This is a genomic window from Sinomicrobium pectinilyticum, assembly GCF_003725735.1.
Lineage (GTDB): Bacteria > Bacteroidota > Bacteroidia > Flavobacteriales > Flavobacteriaceae > Sinomicrobium > Sinomicrobium pectinilyticum.
In genome coordinates this window covers 1-16,776 of sequence record NZ_RJTM01000102.1, presented here as the reverse complement: position 1 = coordinate 16,776, position 16,776 = coordinate 1, and the positions used below count along the sequence as shown (strand labels likewise).

The 16,776-nt window shown below is 37.1% G+C and carries 20 protein-coding genes; 15 read left to right on the top strand and 5 right to left on the bottom strand.

Annotation, left to right across the window (positions count from 1 at the left end; genetic code table 11):
* The first annotated feature begins 283 nt into the window (after window positions 1-283).
* From ED312_RS14615 to ED312_RS14550, 13 genes are all read left to right on the top strand, one after another.
* Window positions 284-838 (top strand): helix-turn-helix domain-containing protein, encoded by a 555-nt coding sequence (locus ED312_RS14615; protein WP_123216764.1) that lies wholly within the window; start codon window positions 284-286, stop codon window positions 836-838.
* 339 nt (window positions 839-1,177) lie between these two features.
* Window positions 1,178-1,411 carry an addiction module family protein gene (locus tag ED312_RS14610; protein ID WP_123216763.1) on the top strand — a complete coding sequence of 78 codons (234 nt, stop codon included), beginning with the start codon at window positions 1,178-1,180 and terminating at the stop codon, window positions 1,409-1,411.
* The gene (locus ED312_RS14605; protein ID WP_123216762.1) at window positions 1,401-1,697 is read left to right on the top strand and encodes a type II toxin-antitoxin system RelE/ParE family toxin; all 297 of its coding nucleotides are present in this window, start codon (window positions 1,401-1,403) and stop codon (window positions 1,695-1,697) included. The genes ED312_RS14610 and ED312_RS14605 overlap by 11 nt, the downstream gene beginning before the upstream one ends.
* A gap of 742 nt (window positions 1,698-2,439) precedes the next feature.
* Complete coding sequence (locus ED312_RS14600) at window positions 2,440-3,777, top strand: T9SS type A sorting domain-containing protein (protein ID WP_123216761.1); 1,338 nt, start codon at window positions 2,440-2,442, stop codon at window positions 3,775-3,777.
* Window positions 3,778-3,789: 12 nt separating this feature from the next.
* Window positions 3,790-5,592, top strand: coding sequence for a hypothetical protein (locus ED312_RS14595; protein WP_123216760.1), 1,803 nt, complete (start codon window positions 3,790-3,792; stop codon window positions 5,590-5,592).
* A 1-nt stretch (window position 5,593) separates the two neighbouring features.
* A complete protein-coding gene (locus ED312_RS14590) occupies window positions 5,594-6,121 on the top strand; it encodes a hypothetical protein (RefSeq protein ID WP_123216759.1) in 528 nt (175 codons plus the stop codon).
* A 151-nt stretch (window positions 6,122-6,272) separates the two neighbouring features.
* Window positions 6,273-6,785 (top strand): hypothetical protein, encoded by a 513-nt coding sequence (locus tag ED312_RS14585; RefSeq protein WP_148044305.1) that lies wholly within the window; start codon window positions 6,273-6,275, stop codon window positions 6,783-6,785.
* Between the two features lie 168 nt (window positions 6,786-6,953).
* On the top strand, window positions 6,954-7,331 hold the full coding sequence (locus ED312_RS14580) for a hypothetical protein (RefSeq protein ID WP_148044304.1): 378 nt from the start codon (window positions 6,954-6,956) through the stop codon (window positions 7,329-7,331).
* 51 nt (window positions 7,332-7,382) lie between these two features.
* Window positions 7,383-7,913, top strand: coding sequence for a hypothetical protein (locus ED312_RS14575; RefSeq protein WP_123216756.1), 531 nt, complete (start codon window positions 7,383-7,385; stop codon window positions 7,911-7,913).
* A gap of 764 nt (window positions 7,914-8,677) precedes the next feature.
* Window positions 8,678-9,070: a hypothetical protein gene (locus ED312_RS14565; RefSeq protein WP_123216754.1), complete on the top strand. Its 393-nt coding sequence runs from the start codon at window positions 8,678-8,680 to the stop codon at window positions 9,068-9,070.
* Between the two features lie 37 nt (window positions 9,071-9,107).
* On the top strand, window positions 9,108-10,211 hold the full coding sequence (locus ED312_RS14560) for an AAA family ATPase (RefSeq protein ID WP_123216753.1): 1,104 nt from the start codon (window positions 9,108-9,110) through the stop codon (window positions 10,209-10,211).
* The gene (locus ED312_RS14555) at window positions 10,208-10,891 is read left to right on the top strand and encodes a DUF4276 family protein (RefSeq protein ID WP_123216752.1); all 684 of its coding nucleotides are present in this window, start codon (window positions 10,208-10,210) and stop codon (window positions 10,889-10,891) included. Before ED312_RS14560 ends, ED312_RS14555 begins: the two co-directional genes overlap by 4 nt.
* 130 nt (window positions 10,892-11,021) lie before the next feature.
* The gene (locus tag ED312_RS14550; protein WP_123216751.1) at window positions 11,022-11,282 is read left to right on the top strand and encodes a hypothetical protein; all 261 of its coding nucleotides are present in this window, start codon (window positions 11,022-11,024) and stop codon (window positions 11,280-11,282) included.
* A gap of 136 nt (window positions 11,283-11,418) precedes the next feature.
* On the opposite strand, the gene ED312_RS14545 is transcribed toward ED312_RS14550, so the two are convergent.
* From ED312_RS14545 to ED312_RS14525, 5 genes are read right to left on the bottom strand one after another with little or no spacing between them, the layout of a single operon-like run.
* Entirely contained in the window at window positions 11,419-12,684 is a 1,266-nt protein-coding gene (locus ED312_RS14545) for an IS256 family transposase (RefSeq protein WP_123216750.1), read from the bottom strand.
* 53 nt (window positions 12,685-12,737) lie between these two features.
* Complete coding sequence (locus tag ED312_RS14540; RefSeq protein ID WP_148044303.1) at window positions 12,738-13,445, bottom strand: hypothetical protein; 708 nt, start codon at window positions 13,443-13,445, stop codon at window positions 12,738-12,740.
* Window positions 13,446-13,451: 6 nt separating this feature from the next.
* The gene (locus ED312_RS14535; RefSeq protein ID WP_123216814.1) at window positions 13,452-14,027 is read right to left on the bottom strand and encodes a hypothetical protein; all 576 of its coding nucleotides are present in this window, start codon (window positions 14,025-14,027) and stop codon (window positions 13,452-13,454) included.
* A gap of 22 nt (window positions 14,028-14,049) precedes the next feature.
* Window positions 14,050-15,303, bottom strand: coding sequence for a hypothetical protein (locus tag ED312_RS14530; RefSeq protein ID WP_123216748.1), 1,254 nt, complete (start codon window positions 15,301-15,303; stop codon window positions 14,050-14,052).
* Between the two features lie 28 nt (window positions 15,304-15,331).
* Complete coding sequence (locus tag ED312_RS14525) at window positions 15,332-15,625, bottom strand: hypothetical protein (RefSeq protein ID WP_123216747.1); 294 nt, start codon at window positions 15,623-15,625, stop codon at window positions 15,332-15,334.
* Window positions 15,626-15,960: 335 nt separating this feature from the next.
* Between ED312_RS14525 and ED312_RS14520 the strand changes: the two genes are divergently transcribed.
* Together ED312_RS14520 and ED312_RS14515 are read left to right on the top strand one after the other, a co-directional pair.
* Entirely contained in the window at window positions 15,961-16,155 is a 195-nt protein-coding gene (locus tag ED312_RS14520; RefSeq protein ID WP_123216746.1) for a hypothetical protein, read from the top strand.
* A 322-nt stretch (window positions 16,156-16,477) separates the two neighbouring features.
* A partial coding sequence (locus ED312_RS14515; protein WP_148044302.1) for a hypothetical protein occupies window positions 16,478-16,776 on the top strand: 299 nt, incomplete at its 3' end.

The following is a 16,776-nucleotide window of genomic DNA, read 5'->3' as shown; positions in this document are numbered from 1 at the left end:
AACCTCGCCAAGAAATCTATTCGATATTCTCGGCTTGCCCCTGGAAGTCCAAACGCAAAGGCCGCCCTGTTGGAATATACCACAAAGATATAACTTCCAAACAATAATGGGCGACTTTACGGACTCTCGTGGGCAATAATTGACGGTTTTTTCCAGTCGAGAGACTTTGTAAGTGATGAATCTTTTGACACATCACGTTGATGTCGCTATCAATTTGAAACAAAGATATGAAAAATATCGAAATACACAAATATTTTAATTCGATAATATTAAAAAATTAGAGATGAATGAAAATAAACGTTTAAGAGATGTCTTCAAAGAGTATAGATTACATTATAAATTGACTCAAGAAGTTGTTGAGCAGCTTGCCAAATTAAAGAAGAATCAGTATTCAAGAATAGAGTCTGGAAAACAAACTCCGACCCCTCAAGAGATTGAAAATATTGCAAACGTTTATGGATTACATAACTTTCAAATTATGAATCCAAAACAGCGTAAACCATCTATCAAGAAATTACCTTTAGAAACGCAAAAAGCTATATTAGACATTGAAAAAGCAGGTACAAAGCCAAAAAGGGAACATAAAAAGATTGATTTAGGGAAAGAAATAGATAAACTCATTGATGACGGAAAGCTAAACAACCCTATCACTGCCAAAAAACTATTGGAGTTTCTTCCGGTAGCTGTAAGAGAAGACATTAATAACGAATCTATGCGTATTACGGATTTGTTGTGCCGATCGCCACGTAACAAAAGAGTTAAAATTGTAGATAAACCTGAAGGTGAACAAGGAGCTGGAAATTGGTATCAGCTATTAGAATGTATTAACACAAAATAATTGTCTCCCAACTGGCAAAAAGAGAAACCACGAAAAAGACAAAAAGCGGCAATGTTTCGAAAAAAAAGGTTTTTAAGTATTTAGGGAAAAAGTGATCGAAATGAAAAAGCTCCACTGGTGCTCGTTTGAATACAGTAGACATGGAGAATCCTGCTTATGACAGGTAAATCGATAGACGGGTATTAACTCATTTCAATGTAGAATATGGAGAATTAACACCATTTCAATAGAATTAAAGAATGTAGTTCCCCTTTTAAAAGAGAAAATTTTCATAAAACACTGGAAAACACCTCCTTTTTGGTTATTATTTAATAAATTTGGTGTACAATACAGTACGTTATGGACACTTCAATGGATTTAAGGAACAGGATTAGAAAGTATATAGAGCATGCGGATGAGCGAATTCTCAAAATCTTTAATGCCATTATAGAAACTGAAACAGAAGAGCCTGGTTTAACACGTTCTCATAAGGAAATCATAGATATACGCCTAAAGCACCACAGGGAAAACCCTGCTGACGGAAAAGACTGGGACGATATCAAGGCTTCCTTAAAGCAACAGTATGGCTTATAAGTTGATAGTTAAAACATTAGCTGAAAAAGATATCGTTGAAGCTATAGCATGGTATGCAGAGCAGGCCGAACATCTTCCTAAAGCATTTATAAATGAACTTGATAAGGGTATTGAAAATCTTAAGGCAAGCCCGGAACATTACCAAAAGCGATATAAACAGATTAGAATTATCTTTCTACAAAAATTTCCTTACGGCATATATTATACCCTAGAAGATGATACAGTTTTTGTTCATGCGGTATTACATACCAAAAGAAACCCGGAAACAGGAATACAAAGGATTTGATCTTTTACCAACTATCCCTCGGAGCGTAACGGAAACAAGGGGCATCATATATAAACGTTTGCAGCGTTTTCCAAACAAGCCAGAAAAATTGCAACTGAAACGGGATTTTGCTCCAACTACAAGTTTGTTCAAAAAAAGAAATTGGCAATCTAAAAATACAAAGGTTATATTTGAATAGGATAATGGGATAAACAATAAAAAGAATTTCACCATATTCCTTGTCCTAAATTACACAGAATAAATAATTTTAAGGGCTCCATGTATCCTTAAAGCAGAGAAGTCGCCTGTGCTTATACCGGGCGATTTTTTTATATCTCATATCAATCGTTAAAAACCTCTGCTTCTTCAATAAAAGAAAAATAAATAACACTACTGCTGATCAAACATGCTTACCTAAATCCCACTACACACATAGAGGTTATCTAAACATTTTTGAGAGAGAAAAACTAGGAAAGCCCCTATGTTTTTACATTTTTTTATTCTTTAAGTTTGAAACTCAGGGCTTATGCCGTGTCTGTTCATTGTATAAAACGGAATAAATTTTAAGGGTTATTTTCTTTTTTCCAGTCTTTGTAGAGGAAATATCCTCTATGTTATGGATAATTATTTAACACTAAAAACATTATAATATGTGTGTATTTATTTTAAAAATAGAAAAGTATTTTATTACATAATAATGTAATTTTGCCCGCCGATTTCGGTAAATACGCAAAAACTCAACAATTATATCAAATTTCTACGCATGAAAAATCACCTTTTAATAGGGCTGGCCCTAGTGCTCTTTAGTCCTACGGATGCATTTGCGCAATCCACAAATCCACAGAAATGTGAGGAAATCCTAAAGATTGTGGAAAGTTATCCGGATATCTCCAAAATCACCCAACAACAATCGGAAGAAATATTTGAACAAGTAAAATCCTGTGCCCTGGAAGGAAATGCGGATGCGGCATGTTTGATGGGTATATTTTATAAAGACGGTATAGGTTGTACCCTGAGTTTTGATGAAGCAAGAGAGTGGTTTTCCTATGCCCATATATTGGGTAGTGAAAAAGCTGCTTATAGCTTGGGGTATCTTTATTTAAAGGGTATGGGCAGTATAGAACAGGATTATGGAAAGGCAATAGAATGGTTTGAAAAAAGTAACTACGGTATGGCCAAACATTGGCTTGCCAAGTGCTACTATTACGGATTGGGTATTGTGGAGAATAAAGAAAAAGCCATGGAAATCTTGCGCAACAACCCCATATATAATAGCAGGACACTACTCACACAATGGGAAGAACATGAACGTAGCAACAACAATAACTCTACACAAACAGCAATTTCAAATTCAACGATACCTGTTAATAGTCAAACCTTAGCTCATCGGCTACCGAAATCTACTATCCATTCCGATTCACTTATCGGAGAGTGGCAGGGAAGTCTATATGAAATGGATTGGGCCGGAGAAAAATTATTGAAAGTTCGTTCTGCTGTTCTCCGTCTATCGAATGAAGCTGATGGTATCCAACCTGATCATGCGGTTATTTCTATAGAGCATAAAGAAACTGAAAGTTCCATAATATGGCATAATAATTCTTTTACGCTGCCTAATGCCAATATTTCGGTTGAACAGGATTTCACGGATCACCCTACTGAAAAGGAACTTGAATATGAAATAGTTTCTATCTCTTTGGAAGAAAAAAACAAAGACGGTAATGATTTTCTGATCGCCCGGCTGGAAACCTGGATCTCCAACTGGTCAGAACCCGGCCCTCCCCTGGTTATGGTACTTCACAAAAATTTCACCAAAGAGAGTGGCAGTGATTTACTGGAAGAAGATAAGGTCTCTTTCACTGTTTACCCCAATCCCTTTGCTAGTGATATTCTGGTTACCTATGAAGTTGAGAAACCCTCTCCTGTTGAAATTACATTATATGACCATTATGGAAGGCTCAAATCAGTAGTTACAGCTGAAAAAGAGCAACAAAAGGGAAGGCATACCCTTACGATTCCCGGACAAAGCCTTATACCTGGTGTCTACATTATCCAGGTTAAAATTGCCGGAAAAAAATATTCAAAACAGGTATTAAAGAAATAATCATTTACTACGATGAAGAAAAATTACTTAGCTATACTTTCCCTGCTTTGTCTTTTGGGATATACTCCGCTTTCGGCTCAATATAAACAATACGAAGAATCTTCGGTAGAAGATGTGTCGCCACTAATGGAACCAGGAGCTGTGGCCGCAGCCGAGGAACCATTTAATCACACTATTAAATTCACGGCCATTAATGATTTGATAGCATTGGACAATGCCATGAGGGCAGCACACCAAAAAGCCTTGAAAGCTTGGCTTTCCAAACAAGAAAGCACCCTGGAGAAATCTATCGAAAGTACCTTAAATAAAAATTTCAACGGTTTCAAGGATGCTCAAAAAGCTATGTTTAAAGCGTATGAGGAAAGAACCATGCGCACCAAGTATAAAGCAGCCGATTTAGCTGCAAACTATCATAAGAAATCATTTGATGAAGGCCGTTCCAGAGATAATTATACTTCCGAATTATTATTGCTAAAGCAACGCAAAGCAGAGATAAATAGTGGAAAGGTTAACCAATCAAGCATTGGTAGTTTTAAAGTTCAGGGTGTAAAGCTTAAGGATATTAAAACCATAGCGAAACATGATGAAATAAGAAAAAAGTCTGTCGCAAGTTTTGGAAAACATCACCTGGAAAGCACGAAGAACTCCAGTATAGAAAAAGGATTAATGAAAGTAGGTTGGGATTCTAATATCCTTGTGGATAAGCTGGTACAAGACAGGGTTTCACATTACAAGAGCCGTTCTCTTCAGGATAAAATAGGCCTTATGACTGCCTACATTATTTCCTATAATACACAAAGCATATTACAATATCCTTCAGTCCTTACCAGGTATCAGATTCCCAATTATGCCACAAATTCCTATATGCTTCAAATTGGGAATAAAAATGCCCCTAAGATCTCGGAAGCAATAAAAGCCTTCGACCCTGAGTATGAATTGGAGATGATAAGACGGGCAGCGCAGGGTTACCTAGGCCACCTGAGACCAGAGCATGTGGCTAAAATGTTTGAAGCTAACAGGGAAAAAGAAATTGCCAGGATAATGGGTAATCCACCATCTAGTGCAGCCATTACCCTGTCCGAACTCGCGGAATTTGATGAATATCTCAAGTCGGGAAATTTTAACCCGCTCAACTCTCCCTGGCTAAAACGTGCACGCGAGTATGCCGAAAAGGTATACAAATTAAAAGATAAAGTCCCGGACTACGCAGAAAAAGAAATGATAGAGGCTGTTGACAACTCTTTCATTTTTGCCTTAAAGAAAACTGCACTTTACATGAATCCCAAAGCAAATATTACATCCGAAACGGAAAAACAAAAACAATTTAAGGTCAATGGAAAAAATGGGGTGGCAATATTATTATATGAGTTTGCTACCGGAACAGGAAAAGATAACCGGGATTTTCCGTTTGACTATGATATGACCAAACAAATGCTTGCCGGTCAGGTACCTTCCGATATTAAAAAAGATTTTTTAAGTATATTACATGACAAAAAATTAACTTTTGAAGAATTTGTCAAATCTGGAAACACCATTCTAGGAAGTTATAGTTTTAGTCCTGATCATACAACGGTTAAAGACTCTTTTAATAAGCATATAAAAGCCAATTGGGTACAATTTTTCATTGGCGGTGCAAGCATTGACTATACTCCAAGTGATGAAGAGGGATGGATAAACGTGGAATTAACCAACCCCACTTCCAGAAATTCCTTGCTGTTACACATTGCGGAAAGCTATAAGCGAACAGGTAATGGTAAGAATAAACCTTTATCTACCATAACACAAACATTTAAATTTAAACTTAAAATAAAATAAAATGCAAAAAGTTTTTTACCGTATCCAAACATCATTGTCGTATAGGATAATAATGTGCTTTATAATAGGAATGTTTTTTTTAACCAATTGTGCCCGATTCACACCTTGTCGCTTAGATTCGAAATTCACCCCGGTAAAAGACCGTCCGGAACAGGAATTCTTAATCGGCCATTATATTACAGACGCTGCAACCCTTGAAATGATAAAGGGCTACGAGGGAGGGTATCTTAATATCAATCCCGATGGCTCCATTGAGATAAGGAATATTCCAATAAGTGTATTTGACATCAAATCTTATGCTGCGGGTCAAACTAAAGGCGTAGACTTTACGGGCACATGGAAATCCGGAATACATAAAGAATCTGCACACTTATTTGCAGATATCAGTTTTGACAAAAAGCCCACAATCCTTAATGACAAAGGATATCTGGTTACCTGGCAAATCCTCTCTAAAGATGGAAAGGCTGTAATTATAATACCTTTGGGGGACCCAGATGAATGTAGGGCCGTAAGATTTATAAAAGAATAGGAGACTATAAGTCCAGACCTTTATGGACGACTTTGCTATACAGTTTGTTAGAATTACAAAACACTAAAACATCGCCTGAACTCTTGCCGGGCGATTTTTCATATATCCTTTTAAACAACAATTTAGAACACAATCAACTAAAATGCTGAAAATGAACCTATATATTCAAAGATTGTTCTTATACGGATTAGCAGTAATTGGATTTCTTCTTACCAGTTGCTCTCGAATACTTCCATGTAATTTGAGTTCCGGATTGACCGTCCTTGAGGATAAACCCGAACCAGAATTTTTGGTTGGCAAGTATGTACCTGATTCTAAAACTATAGAATGGTTTAAAACCTATAAGGACATGAAACATCCGAGCATGAACATAAAATTAAATGGCGTTTACGAGATCAAGGATATCCCGGCAGGGATACTTGATCTTGACGCTTTCTATTATGAGGATAAGACTAAAAAGATAGATGTTCGAGGGAAGTGGAAAGCTGTAACTCATGAAAAAGCAACCTTTTTTTCTGTAAATGTAGACTTTAACAAAGATCAAATAAATGCTGAAGATTACGGCACTTCCTGGCAAATCTTTTCTAAGGGTGAAAAAGCCGTCATTATAATTCCCGTTGGTGATCCGGATGAATGTAGGGCCGTAAGATTTATAAAAGAATAATCTGTAATAATATCTTGAAAAATTATTCTTTTATTCTATTGATCCATTTTCTTAATCTGTTAATCCCTACTTCTAAAGACACAAAAAGAAAATGAAATCATAAGGCAATGGTAAATATTGACGACTCTGTATGATCAAGCAAATCTTTAAATCCACACTCAGGCTACAATGAAAAATATTTTACTAATGTTAGGTCTGATTCCCATGTTAATGGGGTGTATTTCAAGGGATCAATGTAACAATAAAAAACCCATAGAAGGCATTTATAAAAATACTTTTGTTAAGCAGGCGGAAAACATTTTAATTATAAAACCTGATGGCACTTTTGAACAGGTATTTACAAAAGATTCTTTGACCAAAAAGAACCACGGGACATGGGAGTTCTTTAAAGAAAGCTGCGATGTCCGATTTAAAAACCTGATATTTCTTCACGATGTCCCTTCAGAATATATCCGGGATGAAATATATAAATATCCTGCTATACATAGAAATGATGACATCTTGTTTATAGATCATTATGATGTTAGTTTTTATCGAAAAGAATAGTGGCTCATTATGGAAAGGAAGACCATGATTTAAAATTAGAAAAAGATAAATATGATAATAATATTCCAATATATTCAAAGCTCCTTTAAGTATAGATGGGGGATATACGCAATCTTTGGAATGGGCATTTTGACAAATTGCTCCCGGATAATTCCTTGTAATTTGAATTCTGGTTTGGATGCAATAAGCCACAATCCAAAGCCTGAATTTTTGATCGGAAAATATAAGCTTGATGCAAAAACCATTAAAACAGTTAAGGAATACAAGAATATAAAGGACGGTTATCTAATCATAAAATCTGATGGCACCTTTGAGATGAAAAATATTCCGGAGGGGACATTTGATTTCGATGCTTATTATGATGGAAAGATTGAAGGTATTGACGTGCGCGGAAGCTGGAAATCTACAGCTCATGACGAATCTGCCCACTTAGTCATGGATATTAACTTTAACAAGGAGCAAACAGACTTAAAGGGATATTTAGCTTCCTGGCAAATTTACGTAAAGGATGAAAAAGCAGTTATATTAATCCCTATCGGAGACCCGGATGAATGTATGGCTGTTAGATTTCTAAAAGAATAGGAGGCTATAAATCCAGACCTTTCTGGACAACTTTGCTATACAGTCCGGAAGAGTTACAAAATACTAAAAAATCGCCTGTGCCAGCGCCAGGCTATTTTTTTATGGAAAATTGCCAGCAAAATTGGATTTTCGTAAATTTAGACAAGGTGGATTTCATTCACCAGAATAGAAAGTGTTGGCATACGGAAACAAGTTCCGTCCTTTCTTTGTATAATTTCACAATTTTAGGGAGAAGTCACCAGCTTGCTTTCTATTTACTGTCCATCCAATCATCTTCATTTCGTTTTGATTGTGGATTAAAATGTATACCCAATTCTTAAATGCACATGAAGGTAAATTTCATTGTCCAGTATATGAGAACATTTCTTAAAAAGATAGACATAATTTAATTGGTCGGTAGTTAAAGTGATATATGAATTAGATTGATTCTAGTAATAAAACCAACCTATCTATCAATACCTAAAGAATCCAGCACAACATTCAATTTGCCTACTAGCCTTTTATATTCGTTTTGTATTTCATCGGCTAACAAGGAATTTCCTTCTCCTTTCAAACAAGTTCGAATATAGCGCGTGGTTACATCATACCGTTTAGCAAGTGTATTTACGATTTGAGTATTATACTTTCTCTTCATTTTTGCGTAAATTTGTTTCTTACCTTTTTAGTTCCAATAAAAGGAAAAATGAGTTTTGGTTTGTATGTGACAACAAATATACAAACATGTTTGAAATTAAACAACTATTATTCAAACATTTTTGCAATTTATGGATTTACCAAAGGATAATAAAAGAATTAGAGAGTTAATTGATTATTACCATAAAGGAAATGTTTCAGCATTCAGTAATGCTATTGGCGTGGACCATCAAAGGGTACAAAGGTTATTCTCCATAGATAAAAGAAGTAATAAATACCCCAATGCATCTTTTGATATCATTCAAAAAATTATTCTTAAATACTCAGAAGTTAATTCAGAGTGGCTATTGGTGGGTAAGGGTTCCATGCATAAAGAAACCTCAAAAGGTAATGGTTGCAAGGAAAAAGTAAAAGAATTGGAAAAAAGAATTGATCTTCTGACTGAAGCTAATGAAGCACTAAAGGAAGTAAAAGATTTTTTAAAAAAGAGAGTTCAAGAGCTAGAATCAAAGAAAAAAACTTAAACCAACACCTATAAGTCAACTTATTAGACAATAAAATATGCCAGATATAAAATTAAAGTCCTTTACAATAAAAGGGTTTAAATCTATTAAAGCTATAGAAAGCTTTAAGCCAAAACCGATTAATGTCTTGATTGGTCCGAATGGTTCGGGCAAAAGTAATTTTATTTCCTTTTTTCGTTTTTTGAGTAAGATGTTAGACTCGGATGGAAAGCTGCAAGAATATGTGTCTTTCCTTGGGGGTTCTAATGATATTCTACATGATGAGGCAAGTGTAACAAATTCTATCGATGCTTATATAGAAATTGAAACAGAAAGTGGTTATAACGAATATGAATTTAGCCTAATGTTTGCTAAACCGGATAAGTTAGTTTTCAAAAAAGAAAATTATAGGCATACAGAAGGCAAATCTGTGAAAAAGGGTGATTGGATTTCTTGTGGTGTAGGGCACGAAGAACCGAGATTAATTGAACTGTCTGACAAGTCAGCTCTTGTCACTCTTAACTCCCTTAAAAAATTGGTGGTATACCAATTTCATAATACCAGTGATACCTCAGCAATGCGTTTAAAATGGTCTTCGGCAGATGGCCGTTGGTTAAAGCAAAACGGGGAAAACCTTGGTAGTTTTCTCTTTCGGTTACAAAACGAAGAAAAAGCGTATTATCAAAGAATAGTAAGATACCTTCGTTTAGTATTACCCTTCTTTGATGATTTTGAGCTGTACGAAGAATTTGGACAAGTTCTTTTGAGATGGAAAGAAAAAGGTACGAATAAAATATTTAATTCCGGGCAAGCTTCAGACGGGATGCTCAGATCAATAGCGTTAATAAGTCTCTTGGCTCAAAATCCCAAAGACTTACCTACCGTATTGTTTTTGGATGAACCAGAGCTTGGTCTTCATCCGAGTGCCATAGACGCTGTAGCCGGATTAATAAAAGCAGCTTCTACCCACTGTCAGGTATTTATAGCTACACAATCTATAAGTATGGTTAATAATTTTGAACTGGATGACATTGTTGTTATTGAACGTAAAGGAAGGGCTTCCGAATATACCAGACCGGATGCCAAAGCACTAGAAGTATATTTAGATGAATTTTCTACCGGCCAAATCTGGGAAAAAAATATCATAGGAGGCAGACCATGAAGTTCTTAAATATTATAGTAGAAGGAAGTACAGAAGAAGCATTTGTCAATGATGTTTTAGTAAAACATTTTGCTTCATTAAACATTTTTGTTTCAGTACGAAAAATTACCACCGGATGGTCTAAACATAGTAATAAACGACATAAAGGTGGTCTTTCACGGTACAACTGGTTAAAAAATGATGTAGTCCGATGGATACAATCAGATCGAAATAAGCCGAATACCTGGTATACCACGTTTATTGATCTATACGCATTCCCAAAAGACTCTCAAAGTCCATACACCGAAGATATTCAAAATATACCAGACCATTATGCAAAGGTCAAAGCATTGGAAGAAGCCATTGGAAAATCTATTAATCATCCGAATTGTATTCCATACGTACAATTACATGAGTTTGAAACTTTTCTATTGGTTGATCCGGATCGGCTCTTCCTCATGTATCCAGATAGTCCAACCGGAATTGAAAGACTCAAAAAAGATATAGGAAAAACAGCCCCCGAAGAAATTAACGAATCTCCGCAAACCGCACCATCAAAGAGAATCATCAAATATATACCTACTTATAAAGGTCAAAAAGCGCAAGTTGGCCCTATGGTAGCTGAAGATATTGGTTTATCATTACTTAGAACCAAATGCCCACATTTTAATGAATGGATTACTAAGCTGGAAAATCTCTAAATACTTATACCTATCAAATACAGTTTACCATAAAAATTATGTATTAGGATCCTATTCCTTCTATAATATAGCAATCAATACAGGTGACACGATTAAAAATGTACGGAACGCGGTCTACTCCGATCGTAGTTTGGAACTAAAGAAAAAATACAAATTGGAAAAGCGGACCAATTTAGGAGTATTTATGCGGGAGAAGTCTGAGGGAGGAAACACTTTTGAAAAGATTCAAGCCAGGACAGGTATAGAAAAACAACGATTAATCAATATTTATTTCAATACTGGTGCAACTGAGCCCTATGAATTTCTGCTTATCGAAAAAGCAGTAGGAAAAAAACCAGGTGAAATGATGAAAGCTTACGTTGAAAAATATCCTGTAAAGAAAAGTAAGTAAAGGGCTTAAACCGTATTATTTTCAGCTTATAAAAAAATCCCGGCTCAGGCTTTAGGTGAGGCGAAAGAGAACGTTGGGAAGAGTGAAAGAATGGAAGAAGCTTAGTCGTCGTTAGCAGCGAAAGGGGGTCTGTAAATTAAACTCTGTCCAATCCATCAATCCCTCTGGGGCTAGCCCCAGAGGGATTGGGATTTAATTCCAAGGGAATCCTCTCCCCAAATTTAATATAAAGTTGCTGGACCACCAGGCTCCAATTTTGGAGGGGCGAGGTCCATTTCCTCTCGATGTTCCTGGTGGCCAGGTAGACCAGCTTGAGCAGGGCCATATCGTTTGTAAAGGCCCCTTTGGTCTTGGTGACCTTGCGCACCTGGCGGTGGAAGCCCTCCACGGCATTGGTGGTATAGATCAGTTTGCGGATGGGCGGGGTGTATTGGAAGTACTGGGAGAGCTCTTCCCAGTTGTTCTGCCAGGATTCAATGACCACGGGATATTTGCCTCCCCATTTTTCGCCCAGGGCCAGGAGTCCGTCCTCGGCCACCTCCTTACTGGTGGCACGGTATACCTCTTTGAGATCCCGCATGAACTCCTTTTGGTCCTTTGAGGCAACATACCTCAGGGAATTGCGTATCTGGTGGACAATGCACTTCTGCACCTGGGTCTTTGGGAATATGCTAAGGATGGCCTCTGTGAAGCCCTTCAGGTTATCGGTACAGGCAATAAGGATGTCCTGCAGTCCACGGTTGTTCAGGTCGGTCAGCACTTGGAGCCAGAAGTTGGCACCCTCGCTCTCGGAGATGTACATGCCCAAAACTTCCTTATATCCCTCCTTGTTGATGCCAAGTATGTTATAAAGAGCCTTGTGCTCGATCTTCCCATCGACCTTTACCTTGTAGTGCATCGCATCCAGCCATACGATGCAATAGAGGGGCTCCAGGGGACGGTTCTGCCACGCCTTTACATCGGGGACGATCCGATCGGTGATCTGGCTTAAGACCGTATGGGAGATCTCCGTATCGTACATCTCCTTGATATGGGACGAGATGTCCCGGTAACTCATCCCAAGGCCGTAGAGGCCGATGATCTTCTCCGAGAGATTGTCCGCCAGGATGGTCTGGCGTTTTTTCACCAGCTCCGGCTCAAAGCTGCTCTGGCGGTCCTGCGGGGTATCGATGTCGAAGGTCCCAAAACCACTTTTCAGCGTCTTTTTTCCCTTGCCATTGCGTTTGTTGCCCTTGGTGCGCTCACCCTCGTCCAGATGGCCGTCCATCTCCGCCTCAAGGGCCTTCTCGATCACATTCTTCAGCATGGGGGCAAAGGCGCCTCCCTCACCGAAAAGGTTCTTGCCCGACATGAACTGCTCGAGCACCTTCTTTTCAAATTCTGTCTGTTCTTTCTTTGTCATGGTACTGTCTGAATAAAATTAATACTTCTAATCTTTTTCAGACAGAGTTCAGTTTACAGTCTCGCGAAAGGGTTAAAGTATACTCTAAACCCGATTCCAATAGCGCCCTTACCTTCTTCACCTCTAAGGCCTTTTACATTAAGGCCATCAAACAATTCCCGGATATTCCATGCACTATAATGAAGGGTAAGGGCAAAAGAAAGTTTATCAGTGTCAAAAATGTGTCCTTCAGCCCCTATTCCAAATGTAAAATAAGATTGCCTTTCCTTTTTTTCATCCTGTTCTACCCGGCTATAATATTCTCTGGCATCATCTATTACATGATAACTTGCCCTGACAGATGTAGATGCAATGGAGTATTTGGGCAATATCAAAAATCGAAAATCCTCATCGCCAAATGCAAGTTTTGGAGTTATACTATATGTCCAACTATCAAATTCACCGGAAGTGATACTTTTAGAAGGCATAGCGTGATTTAATTGCCCTGAAATTATACCTTCTACATCCGCTTCTTCATATTCAATATTTCCGGTAAGGTATTTTACTTCGATTTCCGGGGCTATAAAGGACACAGAAAACAATTCTGTCCCCACAAAAAAACCTGCATAACCGCCATCATCCCGAAAAAAAATATTTTTATTGTTTAACTCCACACCAGTATAGAATCGGGGTGGAGTTAATGTTTGGCTTATTATCGGAGTGGTTACTCCCGATAATAAGAAGAGGAAGCAGATAAAAAATATTCTCTTATTGGCTTTCATTACAGATTAGAAAGTATATCCTATTCTAAGATGAAAATCCATCATCACTCCGCTTTTATCGAAAACAATATTACTTTCATCAAAATTATGATAATAACCTATTCCTATCCCCGCTTCATAAGTAAAGTGTTCCCCGAGAGTTCTTCTTAACCCCCATTTTGGAATAAAAGAAATTTGCTCCGTAGTATGCACTCTGTTTTTATCTGACGCAATGACAAACCAATCCGGAAAATATTTCATTCTTAGCGTTAAAAAATTACCACTGTTCTTGGCATAGGATCTTCCCTTTCCATTCCGTTTTTCCAAATTGTAATAATACCGGGGTTCTAAAGTAATGGAAGGTATTAACGCCATCCCTTTGTATACTCCTACGGCTTGGTAATACTCGCCTGACTGAAAACCTGCATCTAAGCCAATTTCACTCCGTAAGGAAATTTTTGAGGAAAGTTTTGCTTCATTATGTACCCATATTCCAAGGAAGCCTGTTTGAATACCAAAAATAGATTTTTCTATGCTAACCTCCTGTGCTTCTATATGTATAATAGCTAAAAAAAAAGCAAATACAAACAAATAATTTTTCATGTCGAATTTAGTTAAGTAATATTTATTTTTCTTCCCGGAATCCCATTTGTTTACCTTTATATATTCTCCCATCCCTTCTCGCAACACCATAAAAATCAATTCGCACATCTTTATACTTTTCTGCACCAAAATCAAATTTTTCAAGCCCGCCATCTCCAAATACAAAAGTAAATATCGCATTCTTGTCAAAAGTATGTCTTATTTTGCCTCCGGAACTTTGCTTTACTTTCCCTATTTGCATAAACTTAATTCTTTCCTTAGTGGGGTCGTAGGCAGTAGCCGTAATATTAACTTTACCTTCCTTAAGATCCTTCATCAAGCCGGTCGCTTTTAATACGTCTGGAATTCCCTTTTTTATCAATTCCCCTACTTGTTTGTTCAACTCTTTTCCTTTTATACCCTGAAACTTATTATCAAACAGATATAATTCTAATCCATCAGGTAAATAAGCCTCGTTCATAAAAGGCCAGCCAGAAGTTTTTGGTTTATAGTCCCTTACTATGGTGCCATCTGCCTTATAAGTCACTCCCTTATATTTAGCAATAACACCCTGCTCTTTAAGAGCATTATATCCCGTCATATTCATCGGAAAAGTATACTCCGCATAATTAATACCTAATTCTGTATAATCTACCGCATCTGATTTCTGCCAACCCAATGTATATTTTTTTTGATATTTTACCATAACTCCAATGGACGAATACACGAAATAGTTTTGATTCCAGAACTTTACTTTTACTCGTCTTCTACTATCAAAATAATCATGGCAAGTTTCAGCCTCCCCAAACACTTTTTGCCATAAACTTTCACCTTCAATAGCACAAAACCCTAAACCTTGCTTTATTTCATGGGGAAGTTTTGAGGGAATATTGGAACCTGTGTTTGTTGGGGGAGTAAACGTGCTTTGTCTACATACATACCGATGTGTCATTCTTCCATCAATAATTTCGCTAATAACCTGTGTACCATTTGGACAATTCATATCCTGAGGCTCAGGTGGTACTTTTGATGATGTATTACTTTGCTTGGTATTTGTATCCCCATTTTCCAACCCATTAAGATAATCAAACAGATATTGCTCATCTTCAATTGTACAGCTATATGCCCCCCTGCTAGTAAAAACATGCAAAGAATCTCCAACATAAATAGCACGGTCTTCGTTCAATACCGCTGCAAAACTGGGGTCTGCAATAATTTCATCATCCTCATCCAGTTCTTCCAACAGTATATTTGAATCCCCACGGGAAGAAAGTATATTTTTTGACTTAGAAGCCAATCTATCCCTTTTTCTAATCAGAAATTCATTATAGGCTTCTGTTTCGTTTTCTAAAAAAAATAGGAGTCAGCGGTCTAAATCCTTTTTCTTGTAATGTCCTGATCTGTTCAGTGAACTCTTTTTCACTACTATTATCAATAAAATCTTTAAGTTCTTCCTTGCTACTAAAGTGGAGTTTGTCCTTTTGTATTGAAAAACCAACACTTCCACTTGCTTCTGTTTCATGTGATATACTATCGTCTTTTGAACAAGAATAAATTGAAATGGTTAGAATAAACAAAAAGGAAAATCTGAAATTATGTAATAAGGTAATTTTCTTCATTGCAAAAATTGCTTAAATTGAACTCGTCTTGAGTTGTTGTATTTGAGCGAAAAGTCATGCTTTTGTTCATTAATGAAGTAATTTTGGATCCCGATTTTATCGGGAGCATAGCAGCGCTACGGTTCGAGAAAATTACGAAATTAGGGGGCAAAATGATGATTTTGTAGGTAATAGAACAACTCAGGACAAGTTCATTATACATAATACTAAGTGACTGTTTAAATTTTATTTTTTTCGCCCTCTTACACTATATTATTCCGAAAAAAGGAAAACGGGTGACAAAAAATCGAGAAAATTTAAACAGTTGAGAAAAACATTACCCCAAACTCACAAAAATGCAGGGATCAAGGGAAAAAGCAGGGGTGAAAAACGGAAATTTCGAAGGGGATAACACGTTTGAGGAAATCCAGGGCAAGATAAGAATAGAGAAACAACAATTAATCAATATCCATTTCAATACCGGTGCGCCTGAGCCTTATGTAAATTTCTGCTTATCGAAAAAGTCGTGGGAAAAGAACCCGGTGAAATGATAAAAATATACGTTGAAAAATATCCTGTAAAGAAAAGTAAGAAGTAATATAAGTGGAAAATTTCCAACAGGCCCTCGTTTGAGCGCAACAAAAACGGGGGACCTGCCATAAAAAAACATTAAAGATCCCGGGGTGGGACCCCGTTACAAACGGGAACCAGATGGAGGATCATTACTTCATCATTTATGATAAAAAAGGGTTGTTTTTTGTCACCTGTTTTCGGCTTTTGGGAATATATAATATCGAACTCGTTTAAGTCATTTTGGGGTTGTAAGTGTTTTTAACTCCTTAACTTTTTGCCTTTTTACCGTACCATTAAATTATGAATCGATTAGTATTTATCCCGTTTATAGTGCTGCTTCTTTCCTGTTCAAACAACGATGATGACAGCCCTGTTGATCCCGTTGACCCGGTAGATAATAACAACTTTGTGTTTGACAGCACTTATGAGATCACGGAGGCGAAGCATTTTGCGGGGCCGGAGGGCGAAGAAGTTGAAGGAGATGGTACAGCCTTCCTGAAAAAGGAATGGAGTTTTTACAAAGATCCCGGGGTACTGGAAATCAACTTTAAGGAAGATTCCATCCAAATCCGAACGGAACCTGCGGTATACGCCTATAG